Below are 25,691 nucleotides of genomic sequence, written 5' to 3' on the forward strand. Positions count from 1 at the left end.
ACGTAAAAAGACGGAAGAAGAAGCGGCATCGTGACCGATGCGGTTAGAATTTAGACCCCGCGCAATCGGGTGGAGAAACCGGTCACGTTGTTAGCGAAATGACCGGTCACGATGAGCGAAATACGCATCTTGCGGGTATAGGCATACCCTGAGAGCACCTTATGAGCGTCCCGTCCCTAAGTAGTCTCAAGGTGTTTGATTTGCAAGCTAGAACAGCAAGAAGCCCGAAGGACAGAGATGCCCGCTAGACACTTGGTCGGTTTTTATTGACCCGCCGTACCGGATTTATCAGAGGCCGGGCCTCCATTGAAGCTAAAATCGGTGGTGCCGTTGGTGATCCATTCGACCAGCTTTTCCTTGTGAGTGTAAGCCACCACTCCACGTTTTTGAGTCGGATCGAATCTTAAGACGCGCCATATACCGAAATCGGGGCCGAAGTCGATGAACACGGGTTTGGAAACCCACCAGCGAGCAAAAAGCTTGCTGCGGGAATGCCAGCTAAATGAAGCCAGTCCATTCTCCGACACTTTCGACAAACCCATTCTGAAGTTGTACCTGTCGAACTCAGTCCGCGTGCCATCGATCACCCAGATCATATTTTGATAGTAGTTTTGCCTCGCGATTACCTCTTCAGGATGTATCGTCGATCTCTGAAACTCAATAACCATCCCTGAAGGCGTTCGGACATCTGCTATATGTCTCTCCCCTGAGGACGCTTGCAACACAACTTCCTGCCACTCGGTTGGGAACATATTCTTCCAATCGCGATGCCATGCCGTTTCCGTTTCCCACCACGGATCGCAATTGTCCAAACGTTTATGAGCCCAATGCCAGACGACATGGTTCCCGCATTTAGCGACAGTCTGGGAACCACAAAAACTGCAAACACCACGTGCTTTTGGAGTGGCCTCTACACGAGCGCCTTCAAGCAATGAGTATTTCATTTTCTTCCTTGATGATAAAAATGAGGGGCGGTAGCTCTTAACTTCCTAGTTGTCAGTACCTTGTGACCCACAGGACGAAAGACAAATATCTGAACACGGTAGTCGTCGTGTCGCTCTGGCCTCTTTCAACAATTGCTCAGCGTACATAGCCGGATCATCATCTGGCAGCGGGTAGCCTGCAGCAGATAGAGCTTCGGCGCGCTCTTCAATGAGCAGACGCTCGGGATCGCGAACCGTTTGGTAGGCTCTGCCTGGTACGCGTCGAGTCGTGTCCATTCTCGGCTCCCCAGAAGGCTGATGGCTAAGAGCGACTAAATTACTTTTAGAACGATAACAGAACGCTCTGAATAGCGATGCTCCGCTGCGAGTCACGAGGGAGGGTGCGTTACGATCTATGTTTCACAGAGGCGCAAACACCAAGCAAGCGGAGCGCGCAGGCGTGAGGGATGCGAGCCCGCAGGGTCGAGACACGCCTTGGCGGGGCTCGATTTACGGCAGCCTGACGCCGCAGGCGGCACGCCATCAACGCCAACAAGAGGTAACTCAAATGCCCGACGATGAACTGCGCGAACTGGAGGCCAAGAGACGAAAGGCTTTGTGGATACTTGCGCACATATCTCCAGGCGATTCGAAGGCGTTCGATGCCTTATCCATCCTTGATGACCTTGACCTTCAAGAACGGAAATACTCCCCCAATGCTGACAAGGCACTTGATCTCAACCAGCTTCGGGATTGTGTCACGCTGCAGCATCACAACTCCGGAATCGACATCATTTTGGAGCAGACTATCCCCCAGCCCTGGAGGGAGCGCTTCAATCAGGCGAGTATCGGGTCGACCAGATTGTTAGATGGGCCTTACGCTGCGGACTGGTATAAATTCCTGGCTTGTTGGGAATCAGAGATGCAGCACCTCGAGGCACACAGAACTGCCAGAAGTAAGCCCAAGCTGGATTGATGCAGACGGAGAATAGACGTGGAACGAGACAGCGATGACACCGTGTATTGCGACATCCAAATGCCGGTGGCTCAAGGGCGTGAGCTATTGGCGTTAGTGAATGCCCTGCGAGAGTCGAAAGCTCATCCAAGTCTCGACAGAGTTTTTGAACACATGCAGGACGAGCTCAGCACCTCAATCGACATCGTTAAGAATCCTCCATCGTGGGGCCCATGGGGGCCGACGCATAACTGAGCCTTTAGTCGGCTATCCTTTCCATTCAGACGAGCAAACGCTGACTGGGAGCATGGAAGACTCAAAAAACGTCGCTCCGGCGCCCTATAAAGGGGCGAAAATAACGGCAAAATACACTTTAAGTGGGTGATTGCCATATGCCATACTCGGTTATCAACGATTTTTCGCCCAGCTTGGCCACCTCCCTGATGGAGGTTTTAGTCGCTATGGTAACGACTAGCAGGAGAAGAGCCTTAATGGCGTTCCTGAGAAGCGGAGCTGTGACGGGGCTGCCGTTTGCCGAGTTCTGAGGCTGCTTGTTTATTGAACCTTGGGGGCTTTCGCCAAGTCTGAACTATAGTCGTAAAGCCGCTTGTCGGCTGACGGCAGGTACTGCTTGTGAAGCTTGGTGAACGAGCTCGATAATCCGCACCGCTTTTGCTAGCGAGGCAGTATTACGTTTTTTTCCATTGAAAGCAGTGGTCGCGCATTGGAATTCGTTGATGCACCGTGGAACAAAATTCTTAGAGGATGGAGCTATGACTCTTGAGCGTATGATCGAAGAGGCCCGTAACCGTAACGGTTCTCATGAAGCCAGCCTAAAGGCGGCTCGTGATCGCATGGCCGCGACTAACCACCGTCTGGCACGTGAATTCGCTAAACAAGAAGTCACTGCGACGCTGCTTGCCAAGACCTGCAGCCTCTAATAAATCCCTTCATCCGAAAGCAGCCTAATGGGCTGCTTTTTTTTGCGCGATCACAATGACTCCATACCTCATCACCAGCTTCGAAGAGGCGACGATGGCAGCGTTGATTCATGAGCCATACGGCTATGATCACGCTGACATCTTCAAAAAACCTCAGATCAAGTACATCTATAACTACTTGAAGTCCTTCATGCCCGAGATTCCGAAGGGTAAGAAGACGGTAGGAAGCATCCTGCTTGAGCACGAATACATCGACCGAGACTTCCTCGAGGACTACTCGCGTTTTTACCTGGGGCGTTTCGGCAACGATGGCTACAAGTGCGCTCGGCTTCACTTCTTCAGTTGCGATCTGACTCACAAGCGGCTCGACGCTCTACTGGCGGGTGACGTGGGAGAAATGTTAGATGATGCTGAGGATGACAATGCTGTAAAAACTCTAGAGCAACTCCAGTCGCACTACCTCGGTTTCATGGTTATCAAACCTCTCACCAGGACATTCGTGGGGAAAACCTGCCTTCGTGTCAGTGGTGACCGAGGTGTGGGCAAGAAGAAAATTGACAAGCCTTATGATGTGAATCTCTTTGGCATCAAGCTGACAATCGACTCAATTGCATTCCAAGAACAGGACAAGGTGGTTGCCGCGTGTGCTACCACCGCCATTTGGACAGCGTTGCACAGTTCGCCTGGTCGTAGTGTTAAGGACATTAAATCCTGCAGTGAGATCACCACCGCCGCCCTGAATTTTGTGGACGGTTCCAGTAATGGATTCCCAAATAAAGAGCTTACCAATAAGCAGATCCAGCGAACGCTTGATATTGAGGGGCTGCGATATCACAACAATAGCCTTGAGGAATCAACTCCTGAATCTTTCCGAGAGTCCCTCGTTGCTCACATTAATAGCAACCTGCCCGTCATTTTGACGGGAAAAGTATACGGCGTGGAACCCAACGAAGCTGGTGAGTACGTCAAAGCTGGGCACGCAATTACCGCCCTTGGTTATGACTTCCGGGGTGATTCGAAATGGGTATACGTTCATGACGACCGACTCGGGCCGTACGCACGAGCAGAAATGGTCATGCTTGACGAATTTTTCGGGGAATCCACTCCTGAGGCCGTAAAAGGTCGTTGGGGGCTGGCGATGTCCATTCGAGAACCGGATGCCACTAACTGGGTGGCTCCCCATGAGATTATTGTTCCAGATATCTCGATCATCCCGGCAGATAGAAAGACGCGCATCGACTTCAAGTTCGCTCATGGCACAGCAGAGCGTATTCGTGATCAGGTATTGGGATACCTGGAAGATGAAATGTGTCCTCTGCTTGAGATCCCGGTTCCTTCGGTCAGGTACGAGATCAAACTGGCATCGATTGCTCAAGCGCGAGACGATGTCCGTAAACATTACACCCACCGCAAGGTCAATGACGTGTTGGGTACTTACACCCTCGATGAAGAGAGAATGATTCGCTGGCGTAAGGAAAAACTCAGTTTCTTGACTGGCAGCCTCGCACGCTTACAGTGGCAAATTGATGTCTACTGGGATTCCGAGTGTGCTTTCCAGGTGTTCTTGGATGCGACTGACATTCCCTTGGGCAACGCTGTATCTGGCATTTACATTCATGACCCAATTTATGCAGATGCGATGCTGGCCGGCTTCAAGGGGCAGGAGAGCCAGATCGCCGGTCTAGATGATCAGCACTTCTTCCCGGCGTTCACCAGGGCTGTGAAGCAGCGCCGAGATGACTACGAAAGTCATCTCAATAGCATGTATGGGACATTGCGTGCGCCCAACCACATTAAAGAGAACGAGGTCTCGCGGAACGGAAAAGGCACCAACAAGACCGCGAAAAAATTCTGGGATCCGCAACAAATCCGTTTGGTTGATGTTCACGAGGCCTACAAGAAAGTGGCCGATTCAGTGGCTAACGACCCATCCTCTGAGAGTAAGCTTATCTGGGCCATAGGTAAGGACGGCGTGTTATTCGTCGCTGAGGACATTCCAAAACCTGATGAGCTCGGTCACCCAAGTATGACTGGGATGCAGGCCGCTCGGATTGCGGGAGAAATACGGCCAAAGGCTGGCTATTGGGAGGTCAACTTCTTCTCTGGAAGGTACAGCGGTGATTACGCCGATATAGAGAAGACTCAGTTTCTTACAAACGCCGTGTACAAAATTCAGTCACTCTTCCCGTATGACAAGTTTGAAGCTTTTTACCCTTATGCCCCTTCCTCCCAAGGTCTGGTTTCGCCTGATCTAGCGGCACAGGGAGGCGGTGACGATACGGCGGAACCCGCTGCTGTGCTCGCTTAATCCGAATAAACCCGGCTTCAGGGCATCGCCCTCGGTCGGGTTCACTCCTATCAAGCTGTTCACCGCACTGGTGAATGCCCTTTTCTCAGCCTGCATCCAATCTGGGCGTTTATCCCTTCAGAAAGCCAGTGCCAGACTCACGTTTGACTTTTCAATGGATCAGAATGTGCGAGCTACAGGCACTGTCCAGGGAGGAACTGATCTCTGCATACCGCAAGCGGAGCGCGCAGGCGTGCGGGATGAAAGCCCGAAGGGCCGAGACGCAGGCTTTGCCAAGGCTCGGTTCACGACAGCCGCTACCCGCAGGGGCACGCCGTGACCGAAAACTCAGGGTCATCAGAGCTCCGCATTCCATGCATCCATAGCCTCGCTCACAGCCGCGTACCACTGGAGATCATCGAGCTGTAGGGCATTCGCGATTTGCCTGTTGGTATTGCCGTCGACCCAAGTCGGGAGACTCTCCATGGCCTCTGTGAACAGACTGGCTGTAGCGACAGCGAATCGCCCCGTACTTGTAGACTGGAGGCACACGTAGCGCACAGCAGCGCCACTATGGAGCCGACGCCAAGCCACCACCTCAATACAGTCCTGCAGCTCTACAGGGGCCTCAGCAGCGGGGTAAGCCTTCTGCCCCACCTCGTTCTCTGCCACAGGTTGGAATGGCCTGCTTGGCTTTCCTGGCTGGTGGACAAGGTGCTGCAACTGCTCGCGTGCCGCGATTATCTGATCTCGGAGTTCTTCGGGATCGATGGACATTCCGCCCTCTGGTGTCACCTTGAGGGTCTTCAAGGAGTTGGCCGCCTGGATGAACTCGCGTTCACGCACTTTCTCACGCTCGGGGCGGCGGTCAAGGAATAGCCAGGCGGCGAGTCGCTGGAAAGTGATCATCGATAATCCGGAGGTAACAATGGGATGAGCTGTTGTTAGCAAGTAGACTAACACCTGATACGAATGAAGGATTAACGGGCTTCATAAAGAGCATCCGTGTGCGGTGCCCGTAGGCCTCAGTGCGATGTGAAACACAGGCAGAACCCGCCATCAATGATGCACGCCGCCGGAAAGCTGCAGTGAACCTGAATTAGCAATCCTATCTGCTTCATCATAGGAAAAATAAGCTCGCGTCTACGATGCACAGCGGCCTCTGCCACCAAGCCGTCTTAGGCTGAAACCGTGCACCCCTCCCAGAAAGACAATCAAAACGGAAAAAATTCTCATAGATATGGGATATAAACATTTATCCACAAATTGACAATATATCTACTAGCCCTGACTTTTTAAGTTAACAACTATAGATTTCATCACCCCCCCTCAAGAACATTGGGCCCGCCTGAATACAAGCAGATAATCTCTCCTGCAAAGTCCTGCCAACCTCTGCTAGGAGACGGTAATCAGATCATATAAATATTTAACGGATATTGTCATACAAGTATATATTCTCTTAAAAAAACCTATTGCAAAGCCAATTACACGACGCTAGCCTTTTCAAATCACTTGAAACCTAAGCTACTCGCAGCGAGCACTCACTCGACTGCGCCCCTTGTGTATGGACATAAGAAAATCATGAGCAATGCAGGCCTGATCAGAATCGAAAACCGTCCTCCGACAGGGGAACTTTCGATTAAAAAAATTGCAAAACTAAAACTACTTCAAGCAGTAGAACTGGAAGAGCGTGAGCCTAAAAAAAATATAACTTACTACTCAGCCAGCAAATCTCCAGATAACTTGTTCCCCCTAATGCCTATGGAGAGTGTTGAGAAACAAATTTTCAGCCACTTTCCATGTTTGCTGCAACCGGACGGTTCTCCATGGGCACTTGGCAATCTTTACCTGCTCGATCTTGTGGCTACCGGCGCTACAGCCAGCCAGGCGACTGTAGAAAAGCATGCAATAGCTTTAAAAGACTTCTTTCGCATCATGTTGGATCTCGGCCTTAACTTTTTAAACTTCCCCCTAAGAAAGGCCAGAAGACCCACATACGCTTACTCGGACTATTATCGTGATGTCGTCAAAGAGTTCCCTAAAGAAGGACAAAAAGCCAATGCAATGATTCGAAAAATCATTGCATTCTATCGCTGGTTACTGCACAGAGGATTCGTTCCCGAGCAGGCTATGTGGAGGGAATCAACAGGATACATACGCATCAAGAACAAAGCAGGTATGTCTTATGACAAGAAAATCACACGCACCGATCTGACGCTAAAAGTTATAAAAAACCTAGGCGCTAAAGCTCTCAGGGCGTATGACGAAACAGAGCAAAAAGCACTCATTGAGACACTGCTCCAAATCGACAATACGGAGATGACCCTAGGTTTTCTTCTCGCAATCCTTACGGGAGCTAGGCTTCAAACAGTATTCACGCTACAAGCTAGTGCTTTGGATGACTACGACGGAAGTGACTACCATCCAGTAGTGGTCGGCGAACAGGGATTCGCAGATAGTAAATTTCAGAAAAGATTTCCGATACTGATCCCTGGATGGCTTGTGTTAGCTCTCAAAACATATCTCGTTTCTGAGAGGTACGCAGCACGCAAGGATAAATCCTTTTACTCTAATGCGAAGAGCACCTATATTTTTTTGACAAAAACCGGAGCACCGTATTACGCCAAGGGAGACGATACTTTCGCAAGTGAATATCGAAGTCAACGCGTAGGGAAGTCCGTACAAGCTTTTATCTTTCAGCAATTAAACCCTGCGCTAGCGCAATCGGGTAATACATTTAAAGTTCGCTTCCACAACTTGCGCGCATCGTTCAGTGAAAACGTAGTGATTGACAATCTTGATCGCCTCAACTCTGGTAGTATCACGTGGCTTGAACTCCTGAATATTGTTTCCGAAAGGCTTGCCCATTCAAGCATAGAGGAGACTGAAAACTATATTAATAGCGTACGCAAGAAACAAATAAAAGCAGTAGCTCAAAGAAAGTTCGAATCCTATTTGGAGGCAAAGCTCCGAACCACCTGGGAAGCGAATTAATGGCAGAACAAGTGGCTTTCGTTTCGCGCCAAATAAATCTGGACGAAAGTAGTTACGACGAATGCATGCGACTATTGGATGAAATTCCTGTCGCCTCATTGCAGTTGTCACTTCGATGTGGCGCGACTGTGCACCGGCTAAATGTCGGCGCGTATCTATATCACGTAAGAGTCAAGGCAAGGCCCTACAACCCAGCGTTCGTGGATCTCCAAACAGTCTCCTACAGCAGAATACAGGCTGTTCTAAACTGGGCTATAAGCATAGTAGAGCAATACTTTCGCATACTACGACCTGCATCTGTGCATGAGGATTGGAGTCGAACGGCTATGTTTTTGGACTGGTGCGATACAAATGGCCATCCAGCAGCGCTTGATAGTATTGAAGACTATCACCTTGCACTTGTGGAATACTCTCGCCACCTTTGTTCGACAGCAGATCCTGAGCGTCGAAACACCCCACAACGCAAACTCACGGTCGCAATGCAATCAGCTGAGAAGTTCTATCCAGAACATACTCATAACGTAGGTATTGGTATACAACATCCTGGATACAGTAATAATGAGAAAATCAATACTGAAGTTCCGTCCGAAGACGCATTTCTTCCGACCTTAGCAGGTGCGCGCGGCCTGTTTGACTCTATTAGCGCATTCATGGAGGGAACACAAAGTGTACCTGTCGCCCTGAAAGGTTTTGGGCATACTTATTGGTTTACTTCCTGCTATTACCCTGTGATGTCTGAGTCGGCGATCTTACATTACCAGACCAATAAAACACCGGGTAGGATTTTGAGCTCAATTAGGCGTGATGTGCTGAATCACGTGCAAGCAACAGGGAACGACGCTTCAGATGGATTCCAAATCGTATTTGACCTTCTAAAAGACAGAGGTTGGATCCAAGATGCAGCAAATAATGAAAAACTCATTTCCCTCGATAGAATACTGACCAAAACGGAGCAATTGCAGTTATGCAAAGTCGCTCACGACTGTTTCTTGTTCATGTTCATTTTGTACACTGAGGGAAACGAGTCTCCAGTGGGCGCAATACCTTGGGATGCAACATCGTCTGTTGATACGGTTATACAAAGTTTTCGAACGATCAAATGGCGTAGCCATACCGAGTTAGACTTGTCGTTCGAGGCGAGATTTCTTGTGCACTTTCGCGCATATCTGCGAATCAGGGAAACTCTCGTTGATGGTCACGATTTCAAGTATCTTTTTGGTACGTTTGGTCGCAAGAACGGCCCACTCCCTCTAGACAATGGCTACTCATCAACTGTAGGAAAACAGCTTAGGCGTCTGGTGGATCCAAATCTTACGATCTTTGGGTTTCGGGAGCTCCGCGCCTACCACCATCATTATAAAACCACGCATCATGGCATCGAAGCCGCCGCTGCGGATGCAAACCACACTCTGGGCACCGCCCTTGCCAGTTACCAGGCAGGTAACGTTGCAGACAACATTGCTCAAGCTGGAGCCTTCTTCACCAATTTGGGCTTGATTCTGGCCAGCGTAGAGCAGCAGCAGGCAGCTCGAACGACTCAAGCTGGGTCATGTGATGGTCAACTCATACCAGCAAAGCAGCTGGATGAAGTTTCAATTCAGCCAAACTGCCGCAACTTCCTTGGCTGCTTATTTTGTGATAGCAACTTAATTCATTTTAATGCCCAAGATGCCCACAAACTATTAAGCATGGCCTACATCATAGAACAGCTTCGGCTGATACAGATCAGCCCAACAGAACATGGCCAGGTTTTTGATCTCACCTTGAATAAGATCTACTGGATTATCAAGAAAATGGAGGGCAACCCCTCCCTCGCGGCAGAGATTACTCAGATTCGAATTGATGTTTTCGAATTTGAAAACCTGACTCCCTACTGGCAAAACAAGCTACGAATATTTTCTGAAATTGGGGTTCTGTAATGCAGTTTGCAAAATTTTTTCTAACTGAATATTTGGATTCCGAGCAAACACCTTGGTCGGCATCTGCTGAAGATTATGTATATCCATCGGATTATTTCGTGGTCGCGACCCAGGCTGACGGTACCCCAGTCGAATTTTGGGAGAACACTTGGCCGATTCAGGGGCGCGAGCGAGGGATATCGCAAAGAAAGGTTGTTTATTTGGGTTACGAGGGAGAGCACACCGAGACAAATTGGGGAACCAATCTGAAACAGTCCAAGAGCATTCTGCTTGCCTTGGACAGGCACGCTTATAAATCACCTGGAACACCGCTAGGTGTCGACTCCATGAACAGGTACAACCTGGTTCTGCAAAAAGCACGAAAGTATTGCTACCAAAACAACATATCGGTATTCCAAGCCTTGTCTTCAATCGAGCACGTAAAAGGCATCCATAAGCTGTGCCTTGAACAAGCTAAGAGCAATGCGGCAGCACTTGAAGACTTGCTGCCAAAGATTTCAATGCTGCCGTTTAGATACCTGGGATTTAAGCCTGCAGTGGCTAAATTCCAGGCACCGCCCCTCTCTAAAAACACTAAAAACGACCAAACACTGGTAATACCTACTGCCATCTACGTTGAGTTGCTTGTCGAGTACAAAAAGAAGATCGCCAATTACATGGAGCATCGCGGACAATTACAACAGCTGGCAGTGCTGATCTCATGGAATAACGACCACGGCACAGCTCCATCAGAAGACCATAAAGAAAGTTTCGTAAAAGCTCTAGCTCACTGCGATCTCGCTAACTACGCAGATGCCAACAATATCACGGACAAAAAGGAGCTGTTGGGACATTTTGGCGTCATAAACTATTGTTCAGCAATGTTGATTTACTCCTTCACAGGCATGAGGCGGTCTGAACTTTATTCCTTGCGGCTTAGCGCACTTCGGCAAGACATAAAAAATGGGGTGGTGATTTCTAGAAGTCTGCATGGTTTCACGACCAAACTGCATAAAAGAAGAAAACATGTGGACTGGTATTCATCATCTGACGTTGAGTTGCCATTTGCGGCAGCGTCTCACGTCTGTAAAACGATTTTAGCTTGTAACGGAATGTTCCCAGACGATCAGTATGTTTTTATCTCTACCGCGTATTTCCCTTTCAGCAACACTGTACTGGATGCGGCGACCATTAACTCAGATGAACCGGTCGCCGGGAACTATGAACCATCTCGTTTCCAACGGAGGCTTACCACTCCGACAATCAACTCCGCCGATATGGTGGAGCTTAAGAACGTTGATCCATTGCGCATCTGGAATGCAACCAGTGAAGTCAATATCGGAAACGCATGGCCTCTAAGCATTCACCAGCTTCGGCGCTCTACTGCAATTTACGCAATCAGAAGCGGAATCGTTACCCTTCCAGCCCTGAAGTCCATGCTCAAGCACATAAGTATAGTCATGACCAAATACTATAGTCGTGGATCTATCTACGCGCCCGACATCCTTAAAGCTTTTAGCGGCAAGAAAGATAGCATGGTAGCTCTTTTCCAAGAGTCTGAACGTCACGTTGCATCCTGGCAATATACTAATGAGGTGATTATGTCAGAAGAGGCTCTCTATGGCGCTCATGGCGTCTGGGCTCAAATCCATGGCAAGAAAGCGTTGCTCAAGTTGAACTATGCAGAGCGTTTCGATGAAACCCTCAAGCGAGTGAACAAAGGTCAGCTATCGTATCGCGCCACACCACTGGGCGGGTGTACGTCGAATAGCATTTGTACTAAACGTATTACCGTTGATCTCCTAGGCTGTGATGGCTGCGCTTCTGCAGTCGTTATCAAGCCAAAACTCCTCAAGCTTATTGCCCTTCAGAATGTGACCGTAGAGGCCTGCAACCAAGGAAGCATGGAGCACACTGCAGAGCTTCAGACGCAGTATGAGTTGTCATCCTTCGCTACTCGCCTGGGGATCCAAGCATGACCGAACTCTGCGATCTAATCATCTTTTGGGATGCCTTAAATAGAATCCTTGCTGGCAAACCGCTGATCGTCAGCAGAAACATGCCTATCACCTATGACTTGGTCGCGCTTGAGGCTGGGAGAACTAGGGGGTCGATCAGAGCTGATCGCCCTCAGTTCGCGGCGCTGAGGCAAGCCGTCAGGGACGCAGCGGCTGCGCAGAAGCCCCCACCAAAGAAAGCTTCCGCTCAGCAGGAAAAAGACAAACTCAAAGCTAAGAACCGGGAAATTGCCGACCTCAAAAATGAGTGCGACGGAGTTCGTAGTCGCGAGTTGATGCTTGTCCGATACATCGACGAGCTTGAAAGGGAGATTGTAAGGCTGCGTAAGCCAAGGCTGGTCAGTTCCATTGGCTGAGTCTCTTGGCAAAGTTTCCAGAGTACGAATGTTGGGATGCCTCATTGCCAACATTCGTTCTCCCGTCAGGAAGCTGGCAATGCACCTTGTCTCGCAATCGTCCAGTTCTAAGAAGGTTTAATATCAACTTCGCATCGGGCAATTCATTACGTCCGGTCGCCTACATCATGCAAGTTCTATTTTGACTCACAGGCTCATTCCTACTCTGGAATAGTGCCCCGAGTCCTGGAGCGCCGAGCTGCTAGAGCAATCGCCCAGCCAAATTCCATTGCCCCTCATCCTTCTAGTCATGTGTATAGGCTCTCTCCCTATGTCCATGCTTGCCTGAAGCTTTCTGAAGTCTGCTCTGATGCGCGTTCAAGGTAGCCGGCACGCTCCATGGAAAGGTGTCTGTCCACATGGTCACATGTACGGCATAGGTTTTAGGTGTCTATATAGACCGTATCGCTGTTCAATGACGGCACCGCCGTGGTGGTGTTTACCGTGCTGCTGGGTATCGCGCAGTTGGGTGAGACGCCCACCGTGAGCGCCACGGCCATGCTGTTTGCCCACGAAGCCATTGGCGGCGTGCTGTTTGGCGGGCTGATCGGCTATCTCGTGTACCTGATGATCAAGAGCATCGAACAGCACCAGATCGAAGTCATGCTGACCCTCGCCCTGGTGATCGGCGGCTCGGCCATGGCCTCGGAGCTGCATGTGTCCGCACCGATTGCGATGGTGGTCGCGGGGCTGATCATCGGCAACCTGGGGCGCAAACTGGCGATGAACGACATGACGCGTCGCTACCTGGATGGTTTCTGGGAACTGCTCGATGACATGCTCAATGCCTTGCTGTTTGCGCTGATCGGCATGGAGCTGCTGCTATTGCCATTCAACTGGCTGCACGTGTTCGCGGCCAGCCTGCTGGCAGTGGCGATCCTGCTCTCGCGCCTGCTGACCGTGGCCCCGGCGATCCTGTTGCTGCGCCGTTGGCGCACGGTACCGCGCGGCACTATCCGTATCCTTACCTGGGGTGGCTTGCGCGGCGGGGTTTCGGTAGCACTGGCCTTGGCCCTGCCTCTGGGCCCGGAGCGTGACTTGTTGCTGAGCATCACCTACATCGTGGTGCTGTCTTCGATCCTGTTGCAGGGGTTGAGCATCGGCAAGCTGGTCAAGCACGTGACCCGGGACGAACCCCAGGCCACGCCTGAGCATCACTGATCCTTGTTGATCTGCTGCGGATGCCTCGGGTCCGCAGCCTTTTTACCTGGCAGGCTGCTTTCGCTGCGAACCTGCGCATGGCTGATCAACGCGAAGATGAAACTGCCGCCGATGATGTTGCCGGCCAGGGTCGGCCCGGCGAAGACCAGCCAGAAATCCTTCCATGGCAACTCGCCGGCAAATACCAGGTAGGACACTTCGGCTGAACCGACGACGATATGGGTGAAGTCACCCAGAGCCATGAAGTAGGTGATCAGAATGATGATCCACAGCTTGGCACTCTCCATCGACGGGATCATCCAGACCATGGTGGCGATCATCCAACCGGAGACGATGCCCTTGGCGAACATCTGCGCGGGGTCGTTCTCCATGACCTTGCGCCCGATCTCGAGGAAGGCCAGGTCGGTCTTGGTATCGAAGATCGGCAGGTGCAGCATCACGTATGCCACCAGCAAGGTGCCACACAGGTTGCCCACCAGCACCACTGACCACAGCCGCAACAGACGCCCGGCATTCGCCAGGGTTGGCTTGCTCATCACCGGTAGCACGGCGGTCAGGGTGTTTTCGGTAAACAGTTGCTGGCGTGCCAGGATCACCGCGAGGAAGCCCGCGCAGTAGCCGAAGCTGGCAATTACCTTGAAGGCTTCGCCCTCAGGCAGGCGTGAATTGAGCAGCCCCATGGCCATCAGTGACAAGCCCATGGTCAGCCCGGCTGCCAAGGCCGACCACCACAACGCGGCGACACTGCGCTCCAGCTCCTGGTCGCCCTGGGTACGAATGATTTCGTGCAATACCGCTGCGCGGGGCGGCTGGTTCTTGTCGACGTCCTGCTGCTCTTCCTGGGACAGGTTGGGGGTCTTGCCGTCTTCTTGCGTAGCCATGGTGATACCTGAACGGGGGGCGATGTTCAGGTACGACCTATGGTTGATGAAGAGCGTTCACTGGTCCTGCGCGGGATTACTCGCTGAGGCCGTCTTCCTGGAACTGATCCTTGACGTACTTGATCTCTGTACGGCCGTGAGGCGCGGGCAAACCGTCTTCGCCGAGGTTGACGAAGACCATTTTTTCTACCGTCAGGATGCTTTTGCGCGTGATCTTGTTACGCACTTCACAGGTCAGGGTAATAGAGGTACGACCAAACTCGGTGGCCGTGATCCCCAGCTCGATGATGTCGCCCTGGCGCGAGGCGCTGACAAAGTTGATTTCCGAGATGTACTTGGTGACCACGCGCTGGTTGCCGAGTTGGACAATGGCGTAGATGGCCGCTTCTTCGTCGATCCAGCGCAACAGACTGCCGCCGAACAGTGTGCCGTTGGGGTTGAGGTCTTCGGGTTTTACCCATTTGCGGGTGTGGAAGTTCATGGTCACTCCAAAGCGTCTTGCCAAATGATAGGCAACATCATGGCAGAGCAAGGACCCAAGCTCTATGAACCATTAGCTATCAAGCCCATGAACGATCTTCATGCCGCCGACAGAAAGGCTTGGGAAGTGCCGCTTACACGGCTATAATCGCCTCCGCTTCAAAACGGTCATCTTCGATTGATACCGTTCTCCCGCCACCTGTCCGAGGGGCGCTGCAGCAGGTTCAACCTGTCAGGCTCGGATGGGGCGTTGTCCGGCCTGGTTGCCCTGGCCTGATACTAAACGCACAACGGCGCCCATTCGCACACTACGAATGGAGGCTCTCTATGAGCGCTGTAATGACGCCTGCAGATTTCAACGACTACAAAGTCGCCGACATGTCCCTTGCTGCCTGGGGCCGTCGCGAAACCTTTATCGCCGAATCCGAAATGCCAGCCCTGATGGGCCTGCGCCGCAAGTACGCCGCTGAGCAGCCGCTCAAGGGCGCCAAGATTCTCGGCTGCATCCACATGACCATCCAGACTGCCGTGCTGATCGAAACCCTGGTTGCTCTGGGTGCCGAAGTGCGTTGGTCGTCCTGCAATATCTTCTCGACTCAAGACCAGGCCGCTGCCGCTATCGCTGCTGCCGGTATCCCGGTATTCGCCTGGAAAGGCGAGACCGAAGAAGAGTACGAGTGGTGCCTGGAGCAAACCATCCTCAAAGATGGCGCGCCTTGGGATGCCAACATGATCCTTGACGACGGCGGCGACCTCACCGAGTTGCTGCACAAGAAATACCCGCAGATCCTCGACCGCGTCCACGGCGTGACCGAAGAGACCACCACCGGCGTACACCGCCTGCTGGACATGCTGGCCAAGGGCGAGCTGAAAATCCCGGCCATCAACGTCAACGACTCGGTGACCAAGAGCAAGAACGACAACAAGTACGGCTGCCGTCACAGCCTGAACGATGCGATCAAGCGCGGCACCGACCACCTGCTGTCGGGCAAGCAAGCCCTGGTGATCGGCTACGGTGACGTGGGCAAGGGCTCGTCCCAGTCCCTGCGTCAGGAAGGCATGATCGTCAAGGTCTCCGAAGTCGACCCGATCTGCGCCATGCAAGCCTGCATGGACGGTTTCGAAGTGGTTTCGCCGTTCATCAACGGCCAGAACGACGGCACCGAAGCCAGCATCGACAAAGCCCTGCTGGGCAAGATCGACCTGATCGTCACCACCACCGGTAACGTGAATGTGTGCGATGCGAACATGCTCAAGGCCCTGAAGAAGCGCGCCGTTGTCTGCAACATCGGTCACTTCGACAATGAGATCGACACCGCTTTCATGCGCAAGAACTGGGCATGGGAAGAAGTGAAGCCGCAGGTACACAAGGTTCACCGTACCGGCGCTGGTGATTTCGACCCACAGAACGATGACTACCTGATCCTGCTGGCCGAAGGCCGCCTGGTGAACCTGGGCAACGCCACTGGTCACCCAAGCCGCATCATGGATGGCTCGTTCGCCAACCAGGTGCTGGCGCAGATCTTCCTGTTCGAACAGAAGTACGCCGACCTGTCGCCAGCCCAGAAAGCCGAGCGCCTGACTGTGGAAGTACTGCCGAAGAAACTCGACGAAGAAGTGGCCCTGGAAATGGTCCGCGGCTTCGGCGGCGTGGTGACTCAACTGACCAAGACCCAGGCCGACTACATCGGCGTGACGGTTGAAGGCCCGTTCAAGCCGCACGCTTACCGCTACTGATCGGCCTTGCTGGCGCCGGCTCTTCTGTGGGAGCCGGGCTTGCCCGCGATGCAGACGCCTCGGTGTTCCAGTAACACCGAGCGGATGCTATCGCAGGCAAGCCAGCTCCCACAGAAAGCCAGGCACCCGCATCGATTGTGTATGCCTTCCAGGCTTTCGAGTTTCCAAGGGTATGACCATGTCCCAAGACCGTCGCTACAGCTTCGAGTTCTTCCCGACCAAGACCGATGCTGGGCATGAAAAACTGATGGCAACTGCCAAGCAGTTGGCCAGCTTCAGCCCTGACTTCTTCTCCTGCACCTACGGCGCTGGCGGTTCGACCCGTGATCGCACGATCAACACCGTGTTGCAGCTTGAAAGTGAAGTCAAAGTTCCCGCCGCTCCGCATTTGTCCTGCGTGGGCGACAGCAAGGCCGACCTGCGTAGCCTGCTGACCCAATACAAAGCCGCCGGCATCAAGCGCATCGTTGCCCTGCGTGGCGACCTGCCATCGGGTATGGGCATGGCCAGCGGTGAGCTGCGCTACGCCAACGATCTGGTGAGCTTCATCCGCGAAGAAAGTGGCGATCACTTCCATGTCGAAGTAGCCGCTTACCCGGAGATGCACCCCCAGGCGCGCAATTTCGAAGACGATTTGCAGAACTTCGTGCGCAAGGCCAATGCCGGCGCCGACAGTGCGATCACCCAGTATTTCTTCAACGCCGACAGCTACTTCTACTTCGTCGAGCGTGTACGGGCGATGGGCGTGAACATCCCGATCGTGCCGGGCATCATGCCGATCACCAATTACAGCAAGCTGGCGCGCTTCTCCGACGCCTGCGGTGCCGAGATCCCGCGCTGGGTGCGCAAGCAACTGGAAGCCTATGGCGATGACGTCAAAAGCATCCAGGCGTTCGGCGAGCAGGTCATCACCGAGATGTGTGAGCAATTGTTGCAAGGTGGTGCACCAGGGTTGCATTTCTATACCCTGAACCAGGCTGAACCCAGCCTTGCCATCTGGAACAACCTCAAGCTGCCACGTTAACGCTTGACCGGTTGTACCAAGGCCCTCGTTCTGACGAGGGCCTTTGTCGTTTTACGTTACCCACGGAACCCCGCAGTCCATGAATACAGTGCCCTCGACGTCCCGCCCGCAACTGGTCTACCTGGTCTTCGGCGCCGACACCTACCATCAGGAAGCCGTATTCAGCATCGCCAGCGCACTGGCATTCCTGCAGGACACGCCGGACGCGAACATCGACATTCAGGTATTCAGCGACAACCCCGAACCCTATCGCTTGCTGCCGGTGCGCGTCCGCCCGCTGGACGAGGCCACCCGCAAACGCTGGAGCGAGCCCCACGGCTATCACTTTCGCACCAAACACGTGGTGCTGCGCCAGGTGCTGCAAGAATCCCCGGTAGCATTGCTCATCGACACCGACACCTTCTTCCATCATTCGCCCATGGCCCTGTTCGAACGCGTACAGCCCGGCACCCTGCTGTGCAACGCTTTCTACACCAAGTACGGCGACAATCACGAAAGCATCCTCTACACCGCCCTGCGCCAGCGCCTGCTGGACATGGGCGTGGCCGACGATGACATGATGACCCTCAACTCCGGCGTCATGGGCCTGACCCAACAGGATGCGCACATCCTCGACCACTCCATCGAGTTGATGGATGAACTGTTCCCCCACGCCCAGGGCGCCTACACCCTGGAAGAGTTCTGCCTGTCCATCGCCGCCTACCGTACCCTCAAGGTGCGCGAGTGCCCGGACCTGATCCACCACTACTGGAGCCGCAAACAGCTGTTCCGGGCCAAGGTCAAGGCGTGGATCGCCAAGCACGCCAGCGCGCCCACCAGTGTGCAAGCCCTGGCCGATACGCGCCAAGTCTCCTCGCACCTGCCGCGCCCGCCGCGTTTGCAGCGTTTGATGTACAAGCTGATCACCCTGCTGCTGCCCAAGCATCAGCAACAGTTCATCCGCGAGATTCTCTACGGCTGCTACGAACACGAAAACGAGTTCGACCAGGCGTGCGGCCCGGTTTGGTGGGACAAGGCCCGACAAAACCAGGAAGAACGCCAGAAGCGCCCGATTGATGCCCACCAGTTGGAACACTGGTTCGCCAACCCCGTGGTGCGTTTGATTCTGGGTGAGCGCCGGGCCGCGATCCACGAACACCTGCTGAACGCTCCTGCGAAGTAGGACCGCCCGCCAATGCGCGTGCCAGAGCTTCTCTTTCTTCGGGGAGCGTCGTAACCTCAGGGTATGCCCGTCCTCTTCAAGCTGTTGACCGCTGTGCTGTTTTCTTGCCTGAGCCTGGCCGCTCATGGCGAGAAACTGCGCATTGTCACCGAACCCTGGGCGCCCTATGTCTACGAAGACAACGGCACCATGGCCGGCCTGGATTATGAAACCACCCTGATCGTGTTCCAGCGCCTGGGGGTGGATGTGCAATGGCAGTTCCTCCCTTGGAAGCGCTGCCTGGCGATGCTCGAGCAGGGCCACGCCGACGGCGCGCTGGATATCTTTCACAGCCAGGAGCGCGACGCGTTGCTGCTCTATCCCAGCGAGCCGTTGTCGGAAGTCGAATTTGTCTTGTTCTATGCCAACGAACGCCCTCACCCCGCCGCCACGCTCGACGACCTGCGCGGCCTGACCGTTGGCGTTTCCCCTGGCTACCTTTATGGCGACGCGTTCAGTAAGTCCAACACCTTCCAGCGCGAACCCGCCCCCAGCCATGAAGCCAACTTTGGCAAACTCATGCTGGGGCGCGTCGATATGGTGGTGACTGACCGGCGCGTGGGGCACCACGTGCTCAAGGCCCTGGGCCTGGAAGGTAAAGTCAGCCAGGCATCGGTGGTGGTCAGCCGCCAGCAGCAATTTCTTGCGGTACGCCGTGGCGCAGGCATGGACCTGCTGGTGCAACGCTTTGCCGCCGAGCTCAAGCGCTTCAAGCAAGAGCCCGCCTATGCCACATTGAGCGCCAAATATGGCCGGATGCACGAGCAAACGGCCCCCATGCCAGCCCCCGAACACGCCGTTGAGCAGCAGGAAAGCAGCGCGCAGTGATTGCTCTGTTATACTGCGGCCTTTCCGCCAGGCTTACGCCCGGCCGCTCGGGTCTTGAAAACGGCACCCAACCCAGCTACTGCGCAGCTTTGCAGCCCGCGCGAGCCGGTGGAGTGCCCGCCAGACGCAGCAGGACCGGACGGGGTTGCGCTCCCCTAAGCGCCATTCACGCCCGGCAAGATTATCCCTTTGGGCCAAGCCCTAACTAAAACAGGATTACTCATGTCCTTTGCTTCCCTCGGTCTCTCCGAGGCTTTAGTCCGCGCCATCGAGGCAGCGGGCTATACCGAGCCTACTCCGGTGCAACAGCGGGCCATTCCCGCCGTGTTGCAAGGTCGCGACCTGATGGTCGCGGCTCAGACAGGTACTGGTAAAACCGGCGGTTTCGCCCTCCCGATCCTGGAGCGGTTGTTTCCCAACGGTCACCCGGACAAATCCCAACGTCACGGCCCGCGCCAACCGCGTGTACTGGTCCTGACCCCAACCCGCGAACTCGCCGCTCAGGTGCACGACAGCTTCAAGCTGTATGCCCGCGACTTGAAGTTCGTCAGCGCCTGCATCTTCGGCGGCGTCGGCATGAACCCTCAGGTTCAGGCCATGTCCCGTGGCGTCGATGTACTGGTGGCCTGCCCGGGTCGCTTGCTCGACCTGTGCGGCCAAGGCAGCGTCGATTTGTCCCACGTGGAAATCCTCGTGCTGGACGAAGCCGACCGCATGCTCGACATGGGCTTTGTCCATGACGTGAAAAAGGTCCTCGCCCGCCTGCCGGCCAAACGTCAGAACCTGCTGTTCTCGGCAACGTTCTCCAACGACATCACCGCCCTGGCCGGCAAGCTGCTGCACAACCCCGAGCGCATCGAAGTCACGCCGCCGAACACCACGGTCGAGCGTATCGAGCAACGCGTGTTCCGCCTGGCCGCCAGCCACAAGCGCTCGCTGCTGGCGCACCTGATCACCCACGGCGCGTGGGAACAGGTGCTGGTGTTCACCCGTACCAAGCACGGCGCCAACCGCCTGGCCGAGTACCTGGACAAGCACGGCCTCACCGCCGTCGCCATCCACGGCAACAAGAGCCAGAACGCGCGCACCAAAGCCCTGGCCGACTTCAAGGCCGGCAGCGTGCGTATCCTGGTGGCCACCGATATCGCCGCACGCGGCCTGGATATCGACCAGTTACCACACGTGGTCAACTTCGAGCTGCCAAACGTCGATGAAGACTATGTACACCGTATCGGCCGTACGGGCCGTGCCGGTCGTTCGGGCGAGGCCATTTCGCTGGTCGCGCCGGACGAAGAAAAACTGCTGAAAAGCATCGAGCGCATGACCAAGCAGAAAATCGCCGATGGCGACCTGATGGGCTTCGATGCCAGCGCCGTGGAGGCCGAGAAGCCAGAAGCGCGCGAGCGTCCGGATGTGCGCAACCCGCGCAACCCACGTGGTCCGAAGGGCGATGGCCCGAACGGCGGCGGTGGTGGCGGTGGTCGTCGCGACAAAGGCAAGGACAAGGGCAAGGAAAAAACCGCGAGCAGCAGCCGTGGCGAACGCCCGGCCCGTGAGCAGAAGCCCCGTGAAGGCACCCCGGCCCGCGAACAGCGCCAGCCGAGCCAGCCACCACGCGCCGCGGCCGACCGCGCCCCGGACGAGTTCCTTGACGACGATATCGATAACTTCGGTAACCGCGTCGACTACGTGCCCCAGGCCAAACCGGCCCAGGGCCGTGGCCGTCGTCCAGGGGCTCCTGCCCAGGGCGCAGGCGCTCCACGTAGCGGCCAGCCACAGGGCGGTCGCCAGAACGCCCCGCGCAACAGCAGCGGCGGCACCACCGGTACCCCGCCTGCCAAGCGCAGCGGCCCGCGCAATGGCGCACCGCGTGACGGCCAGGCCCGTCGCGAAGATTCACGCAGCAACAACCGCCGCCCTGCCCGTGACGATCAGCCTCGCTCGTCCGAGCCTGCAGTACAAAACCCACGGGGTGGCCCGGCGCCGAAGATCATCCACAAGGAGTCGAAAGCGGATCGCTTCCCGACACCTGAGCAGTTGGATCAACTGCCAGGCCGCCCTCGTGGTGAGAAACCAGCGCTGCTGACTCGCAACCGCGAAGCATAAAAAAAACCCGTATCGTGAGATACGGGTTTTTTTTGCCTGTAGGAGCTAGCTCGCGAAGGTCGTCAACGATAACGCGGGCATCCTGGTTTAACGCGGTGTCCTTGCGGCCCTCGCGAGCAAGCTCGCTCCTACATACGAAGCATTACTTCGCTTTCACACCTTCAAACGTGATGTACAACTGCACGTTGTCAGACTGTGGACCTACGTCCATGCCGTCTTTGTTGAATTCCTTGCGGCTGATGTTGGTGGTGCCTTCGAAGCCGGCACGGTAGCCGCCCCATGGATCCTTGCCTTCGCCCAGGAACGTGGCTTTGACCAGGATCGGCTTGGTCACGCCGTGGAAGGTCAGGTCCCCGGTCACATCAGCAGTCAGCTTGCCATCAGCATTTTTGCCAGTTGGCTTGACGCTGGTGGAAACGAACTTGGCATCAGGGAATTTGCCCGACTCCAGGAAGTCCTTGCTGTTGACGTGCTTGTCGCGCTCGGCGTGGTTGGAGAACACGCTGGCAGTACGCACGTTGACTTCAATCTTGGCGTCTTCGGGCTTGGCGGCGTCAAAGCTGAACTTGCCATCCAGGTCCTTGAAGGTACCGGTGATGTAGCTGTAACCCAGGTGGCTGATTTTGAAATCGACGAAGGCGTGCTGGCCTTCCTTGTCGATCACGTAGTCAGCGGCCATCGCCGAACCTGCGGACAGCAGGGCAGAACCGATTGCCAGCGCAGCGAGTGTTTTTTTCAACATGCTTTCTATTCCTTGTGAGTCGAGGTTGAACATCAGGCTTTGCGTCCCAGCATTCGCGCAAGGGTCGCATCACGATCGATAAAATGGTGTTTCAGTGCCGCCACACCGTGCAAGCCGGCGAAAACCACCAGCACCCAGGCCAGGTACAGATGCACCCAACCGGCGGTATCTGCCTGGTCCGGTAGACCGGAAACCACGGCAGGAATTTCAAACAGGCCAAACACCGGGATACCGACACCGTCTGCGGTGGAAATCAGGTAACCGGCAATCATCACGGCAAACAGCCCGACATAAAGGAACGCGTGCCCAAACGCGGCGCCGATCCGCGTCATGCGGCTATAGCTGGCCAGTGGTGGCGGCGGCGGGCTGACCAGGCGCCAGACGATCCGCACCAGCATGATGGCGAACAGCGTGATGCCAATGCTCTTGTGCAAGTCGGGCGCATCTTTGCGCCAGGCGCTGTAGTAATCGAGTCCGACCATCCACAAGCCCAGGGCAAATAAACCGAACACCACCAGGGCTACGCCCCAGTGCAGAACCATGCTGACCCAACCATAGCGGGCCGGCGAATTACGTAGCTGCATGTACTTAATCCCGTAAGAACTGTGCCCAAGACTAGCGCTTTACCTATCGAATTAAAGCGGAAAATTTTGCTTTGAAATATCGAAAAATACGATAACGAGGCTAGGCATCATAAATTAACAAGGGATTAAGACTATCCCTGGGAAACGTGACAGACCGTCCTGCATTTACCGCGAATTTCCCCACAATGGCTTGTGACCCAAGCCACCATTGCATAGGCTTGCGCGATTGTTTCGCCTGCGCCCGCCGCAGGACCGCTTCGAGGAGATCACCGATGGGCTTGAATAACCAGTGGATGCAACGCGACCTCGCGGTGCTGTGGCATCCCTGCACCCAGATGAAAGACCACCAGCAATTGCCCCTGGTGCCCATCAAGCGCGGTGAAGGCGTATGGCTGGAAGACTTCGAAGGCAAGCGCTACCTCGATGCCGTCAGTTCCTGGTGGGTCAACGTATTCGGCCACGCCAACCCACGGATCAACCAGCGTATCAAGGATCAGGTCGATCAGCTGGAGCACGTGATCCTCGCCGGTTTCAGCCATCAACCGGTGATCGAGCTGTCCGAACGCCTGGTCGCGATGACGCCCGAAGGGCTGACCCGCTGCTTCTACGCCGATAACGGTTCGTCCTGCATCGAAGTGGCGCTGAAGATGAGCTTCCACTACTGGCTCAACCGCGGCCAGCCGAACAAAAAGCGCTTCGTCACCCTCACCAACAGCTACCACGGCGAAACCATCGCCGCGATGTCGGTGGGCGACGTGCCGCTGTTTACCGAGACCTACAAGGCGTTGCTGCTCGACACTATCAAGGTGCCGAGCCCGGACTGCTACCTGCGCCCCGAAGGCATGAGCTGGGAAGAACACTCGCGCAACATGTTCCTGGCGATGGAGCAGACCCTGGCCGAGCATCACGACACCGTCGCTGCCGTGATCGTCGAGCCGCTGATCCAGGGTGCCGGTGGCATGCGCATGTACCACCCCGTGTACCTCAAGCTGCTGCGCGAAGCCTGCGACCGCTATGGCGTGCACTTGATCCACGACGAGATCGCCGTGGGCTTTGGCCGCACCGGCAGCATGTTCGCCTGTGAACAGGCCGGCATCCGCCCGGACTTCCTGTGCCTGTCCAAGGCGCTCACCGGCGGTTACCTGCCACTGGCCGCCGTGGTCACCACCGAAGAGGTCTACAGCGCCTTCTACGACGACTACCCGACCCTGCGTGCCTTCCTGCACTCCCACAGCTACACAGGCAACCCGCTGGCCTGTGCGGCGGCGTTGGCGACGCTGGATATCTTTGAAGAAGACAACGTCATCGAAAACAACAAGGCCCTGGCCCAGCGCATGGCGACCGCCACCGCGCACTTGGTCGACCATCCTCACGTGTCCGAAGTGCGCCAGACCGGCATGGTGCTGGCTATCGAGATGGTGCAGGACAAAGCCACCAAGGCCGCCTACCCGTGGCAGGAGCGCCGTGGCCTGAAGGTCTTCGAGCACGCGCTGGAGCGCGGTGCGCTGTTGCGGCCACTGGGCAGCGTGGTGTATTTCCTGCCGCCGTATGTGATTACCCCGGAGCAGATCGACTTTCTGGCCGAGGTGGCCAGCGAGGGGATAGATATCGCCACCAACAGCAAGGTCAGTGTGGCGGTGCCCAAAGATTTTCACCCGGGCTTCCGTGATCCGGGTTGATTGCCGAAATCCTTGTAGGAGCGAGCTTGCTCGCGAAGGCATTCCAGGCGCACCGCTGCGTCGGATGTACATTTTTCGCGAGCAAGAACTAGGCGTCCCCCTCGCTCCTACATAAACAACCTCTTCAGAGAACAGACATGAGACTGTCCCGCTTTTTCACCGACACCCCGCTGAGTCTCGGTGACCACGAACTGCCCGAAGCCCAGGCGCATTACATCAGCCGTGTGCTGCGCATGAGTGAAGGCGATGCCGTGCAATTGTTCGACGGCTCCGGCCAGGAGTTTCGTGGCACCTTGCTGGAAGTCGGTAAAAAACGCGTCACCGTGCAACTCACGGATAGCTTTGCCGGCCAGGCCGAATCGCCCCTGCATATTCACCTCGGCCAGGGCCTGTCCCGGGGCGAGCGCATGGATTGGGCGATCCAGAAGGCCACTGAACTGGGCGTCAATGCCATCACACCGATCTTCAGCGAGCGCTGCGAAGTGCGCCTCAAAGACGAACGCGCCGACAAGCGCTTGCTGCACTGGCGCCAGGTGGCAATCAGTGCGTGTGAGCAATGTGGGCGTTCGACGGTGCCGGTGATTCACCCCCCGCTCTTGCTGGCAGACTGGCTCAAGCAAACCGAGGCGGATTTGAAGCTGGTGCTGCACCCGGTGGCAGAACCGATGATCAGCCACGCCAAGCCATCGAGCCTGGCGTTCTTGATCGGCCCCGAGGGTGGGCTCACCGACAATGAAGTCGAGACCGCCCAGGGCGCCGGCTACCACGCCGCTCGCCTCGGCCCGCGGGTGTTGCGTACCGAGACCGCGCCCGTCGTCGCACTCTCCGTCGCCCAACAACTCTGGGGCGACTTCTAA

At 55.2% G+C, this 25,691-nt stretch carries 21 protein-coding genes, 1 pseudogene and 1 riboswitch; of the genes and pseudogenes, 16 read left to right on the forward strand and 6 right to left on the reverse strand.

The genetic code is table 11. From position 1 onward, the window contains the following. Positions 1–263: 263 nt before the first annotated feature. Positions 264–944 carry a competence protein CoiA gene (locus tag GIW79_RS04600; RefSeq protein WP_033898335.1) on the reverse strand — a complete coding sequence of 227 codons (681 nt, stop codon included), beginning with the start codon at positions 942–944 and terminating at the stop codon, positions 264–266. A gap of 547 nt (positions 945–1,491) precedes the next feature. On the opposite strand from GIW79_RS04600, the gene GIW79_RS04605 reads away from it, so the two are divergent. From GIW79_RS04605 to GIW79_RS04620, 4 genes are all read left to right on the forward strand, one after another. Continuing rightward, a complete protein-coding gene (locus tag GIW79_RS04605; protein ID WP_038448081.1) occupies positions 1,492–1,899 on the forward strand; it encodes a hypothetical protein in 408 nt (135 codons plus the stop codon). A gap of 18 nt (positions 1,900–1,917) precedes the next feature. Further along, positions 1,918–2,133, forward strand: coding sequence for a hypothetical protein (locus tag GIW79_RS29660; protein ID WP_007246723.1), 216 nt, complete (start codon positions 1,918–1,920; stop codon positions 2,131–2,133). Between the two features lie 518 nt (positions 2,134–2,651). After that, positions 2,652–2,819 carry a hypothetical protein gene (locus GIW79_RS04615; protein ID WP_010203399.1) on the forward strand — a complete coding sequence of 56 codons (168 nt, stop codon included), beginning with the start codon at positions 2,652–2,654 and terminating at the stop codon, positions 2,817–2,819. 94 nt (positions 2,820–2,913) lie between these two features. Continuing rightward, positions 2,914–5,127, forward strand: a complete 2,214-nt coding sequence (locus GIW79_RS04620; RefSeq protein ID WP_010203400.1) for a hypothetical protein — start codon at positions 2,914–2,916, stop codon at positions 5,125–5,127. A 336-nt stretch (positions 5,128–5,463) separates the two neighbouring features. Here the strand turns inward: GIW79_RS04620 and GIW79_RS04625 are convergent, their stop codons facing one another. Next, the gene (locus GIW79_RS04625; protein ID WP_007246725.1) at positions 5,464–6,015 is read right to left on the reverse strand and encodes a hypothetical protein; all 552 of its coding nucleotides are present in this window, start codon (positions 6,013–6,015) and stop codon (positions 5,464–5,466) included. A 672-nt stretch (positions 6,016–6,687) separates the two neighbouring features. On the opposite strand from GIW79_RS04625, the gene GIW79_RS04630 reads away from it, so the two are divergent. The 5 genes and pseudogenes from GIW79_RS04630 to GIW79_RS04650 all read left to right on the forward strand — a co-directional run. Continuing rightward, entirely contained in the window at positions 6,688–8,100 is a 1,413-nt protein-coding gene (locus GIW79_RS04630) for a site-specific integrase (protein ID WP_103452362.1), read from the forward strand. Between the two features lie 326 nt (positions 8,101–8,426). Beyond that, positions 8,427–10,019 carry a hypothetical protein gene (locus tag GIW79_RS04635; RefSeq protein ID WP_227496829.1) on the forward strand — a complete coding sequence of 531 codons (1,593 nt, stop codon included), beginning with the start codon at positions 8,427–8,429 and terminating at the stop codon, positions 10,017–10,019. Beyond that, complete coding sequence (locus tag GIW79_RS04640) at positions 10,019–11,977, forward strand: tyrosine-type recombinase/integrase (RefSeq protein WP_131670606.1); 1,959 nt, start codon at positions 10,019–10,021, stop codon at positions 11,975–11,977. Before GIW79_RS04635 ends, GIW79_RS04640 begins: the two co-directional genes overlap by 1 nt. Beyond that, positions 11,974–12,372: a hypothetical protein gene (locus GIW79_RS04645; RefSeq protein ID WP_095023237.1), complete on the forward strand. Its 399-nt coding sequence runs from the start codon at positions 11,974–11,976 to the stop codon at positions 12,370–12,372. Before GIW79_RS04640 ends, GIW79_RS04645 begins: the two co-directional genes overlap by 4 nt. Positions 12,373–12,816: 444 nt before the next feature. After that, a pseudogene (locus tag GIW79_RS04650) lies at positions 12,817–13,572 on the forward strand (cation:proton antiporter); the annotation flags it as partial. On the opposite strand, the gene GIW79_RS04655 reads toward GIW79_RS04650, so the two are convergent. After that, positions 13,566–14,453: a formate/nitrite transporter family protein gene (locus GIW79_RS04655; protein ID WP_034128914.1), complete on the reverse strand. Its 888-nt coding sequence runs from the start codon at positions 14,451–14,453 to the stop codon at positions 13,566–13,568. The pseudogene GIW79_RS04650 and the gene GIW79_RS04655 overlap by 7 nt on opposite strands. Positions 14,454–14,529: 76 nt before the next feature. Further along, entirely contained in the window at positions 14,530–14,934 is a 405-nt protein-coding gene (locus GIW79_RS04660; RefSeq protein ID WP_034128915.1) for an acyl-CoA thioesterase, read from the reverse strand. Between the two features lie 198 nt (positions 14,935–15,132). Next, positions 15,133–15,239: riboswitch (S-adenosyl-L-homocysteine riboswitch) on the forward strand. 21 nt (positions 15,240–15,260) lie between these two features. On the opposite strand from GIW79_RS04660, the gene ahcY reads away from it, so the two are divergent. The 5 genes from ahcY (at position 15,261) to GIW79_RS04685 (ending at position 21,829) form a co-directional block, all read left to right on the forward strand. Then, positions 15,261–16,670, forward strand: a complete 1,410-nt coding sequence (gene ahcY / locus GIW79_RS04665) for an adenosylhomocysteinase (RefSeq protein WP_034128916.1) — start codon at positions 15,261–15,263, stop codon at positions 16,668–16,670. A 178-nt stretch (positions 16,671–16,848) separates the two neighbouring features. Next, entirely contained in the window at positions 16,849–17,694 is an 846-nt protein-coding gene (metF, locus tag GIW79_RS04670) for a methylenetetrahydrofolate reductase [NAD(P)H] (protein WP_034129073.1), read from the forward strand. A gap of 79 nt (positions 17,695–17,773) precedes the next feature. Next, positions 17,774–18,856 carry a hypothetical protein gene (locus GIW79_RS04675; protein WP_034128917.1) on the forward strand — a complete coding sequence of 361 codons (1,083 nt, stop codon included), beginning with the start codon at positions 17,774–17,776 and terminating at the stop codon, positions 18,854–18,856. A gap of 63 nt (positions 18,857–18,919) precedes the next feature. After that, a complete protein-coding gene (locus GIW79_RS04680; RefSeq protein ID WP_236452425.1) occupies positions 18,920–19,723 on the forward strand; it encodes a substrate-binding periplasmic protein in 804 nt (267 codons plus the stop codon). A 222-nt stretch (positions 19,724–19,945) separates the two neighbouring features. Beyond that, a complete protein-coding gene (locus GIW79_RS04685; RefSeq protein WP_236452432.1) occupies positions 19,946–21,829 on the forward strand; it encodes a DEAD/DEAH box helicase in 1,884 nt (627 codons plus the stop codon). A 142-nt stretch (positions 21,830–21,971) separates the two neighbouring features. Here the strand turns inward: GIW79_RS04685 and GIW79_RS04690 are convergent, their stop codons facing one another. Together GIW79_RS04690 and GIW79_RS04695 are read right to left on the reverse strand one after the other, a co-directional pair. Continuing rightward, a complete protein-coding gene (locus GIW79_RS04690; RefSeq protein ID WP_014720298.1) occupies positions 21,972–22,571 on the reverse strand; it encodes a YceI family protein in 600 nt (199 codons plus the stop codon). Between the two features lie 32 nt (positions 22,572–22,603). Beyond that, entirely contained in the window at positions 22,604–23,155 is a 552-nt protein-coding gene (locus GIW79_RS04695) for a cytochrome b (RefSeq protein ID WP_014720299.1), read from the reverse strand. Positions 23,156–23,427: 272 nt separating this feature from the next. On the opposite strand from GIW79_RS04695, the gene GIW79_RS04700 reads away from it, so the two are divergent. Further along, complete coding sequence (locus GIW79_RS04700) at positions 23,428–24,834, forward strand: adenosylmethionine--8-amino-7-oxononanoate transaminase (protein ID WP_034128920.1); 1,407 nt, start codon at positions 23,428–23,430, stop codon at positions 24,832–24,834. Positions 24,835–24,971: 137 nt separating this feature from the next. Further along, on the forward strand, positions 24,972–25,691 hold the full coding sequence (locus GIW79_RS04705; protein ID WP_054897560.1) for a 16S rRNA (uracil(1498)-N(3))-methyltransferase: 720 nt from the start codon (positions 24,972–24,974) through the stop codon (positions 25,689–25,691).

The organism is Pseudomonas sp. PA-7-1E (assembly GCF_021605325.1).
Taxonomy (GTDB): domain Bacteria; phylum Pseudomonadota; class Gammaproteobacteria; order Pseudomonadales; family Pseudomonadaceae; genus Aquipseudomonas; species Aquipseudomonas fluorescens_BV.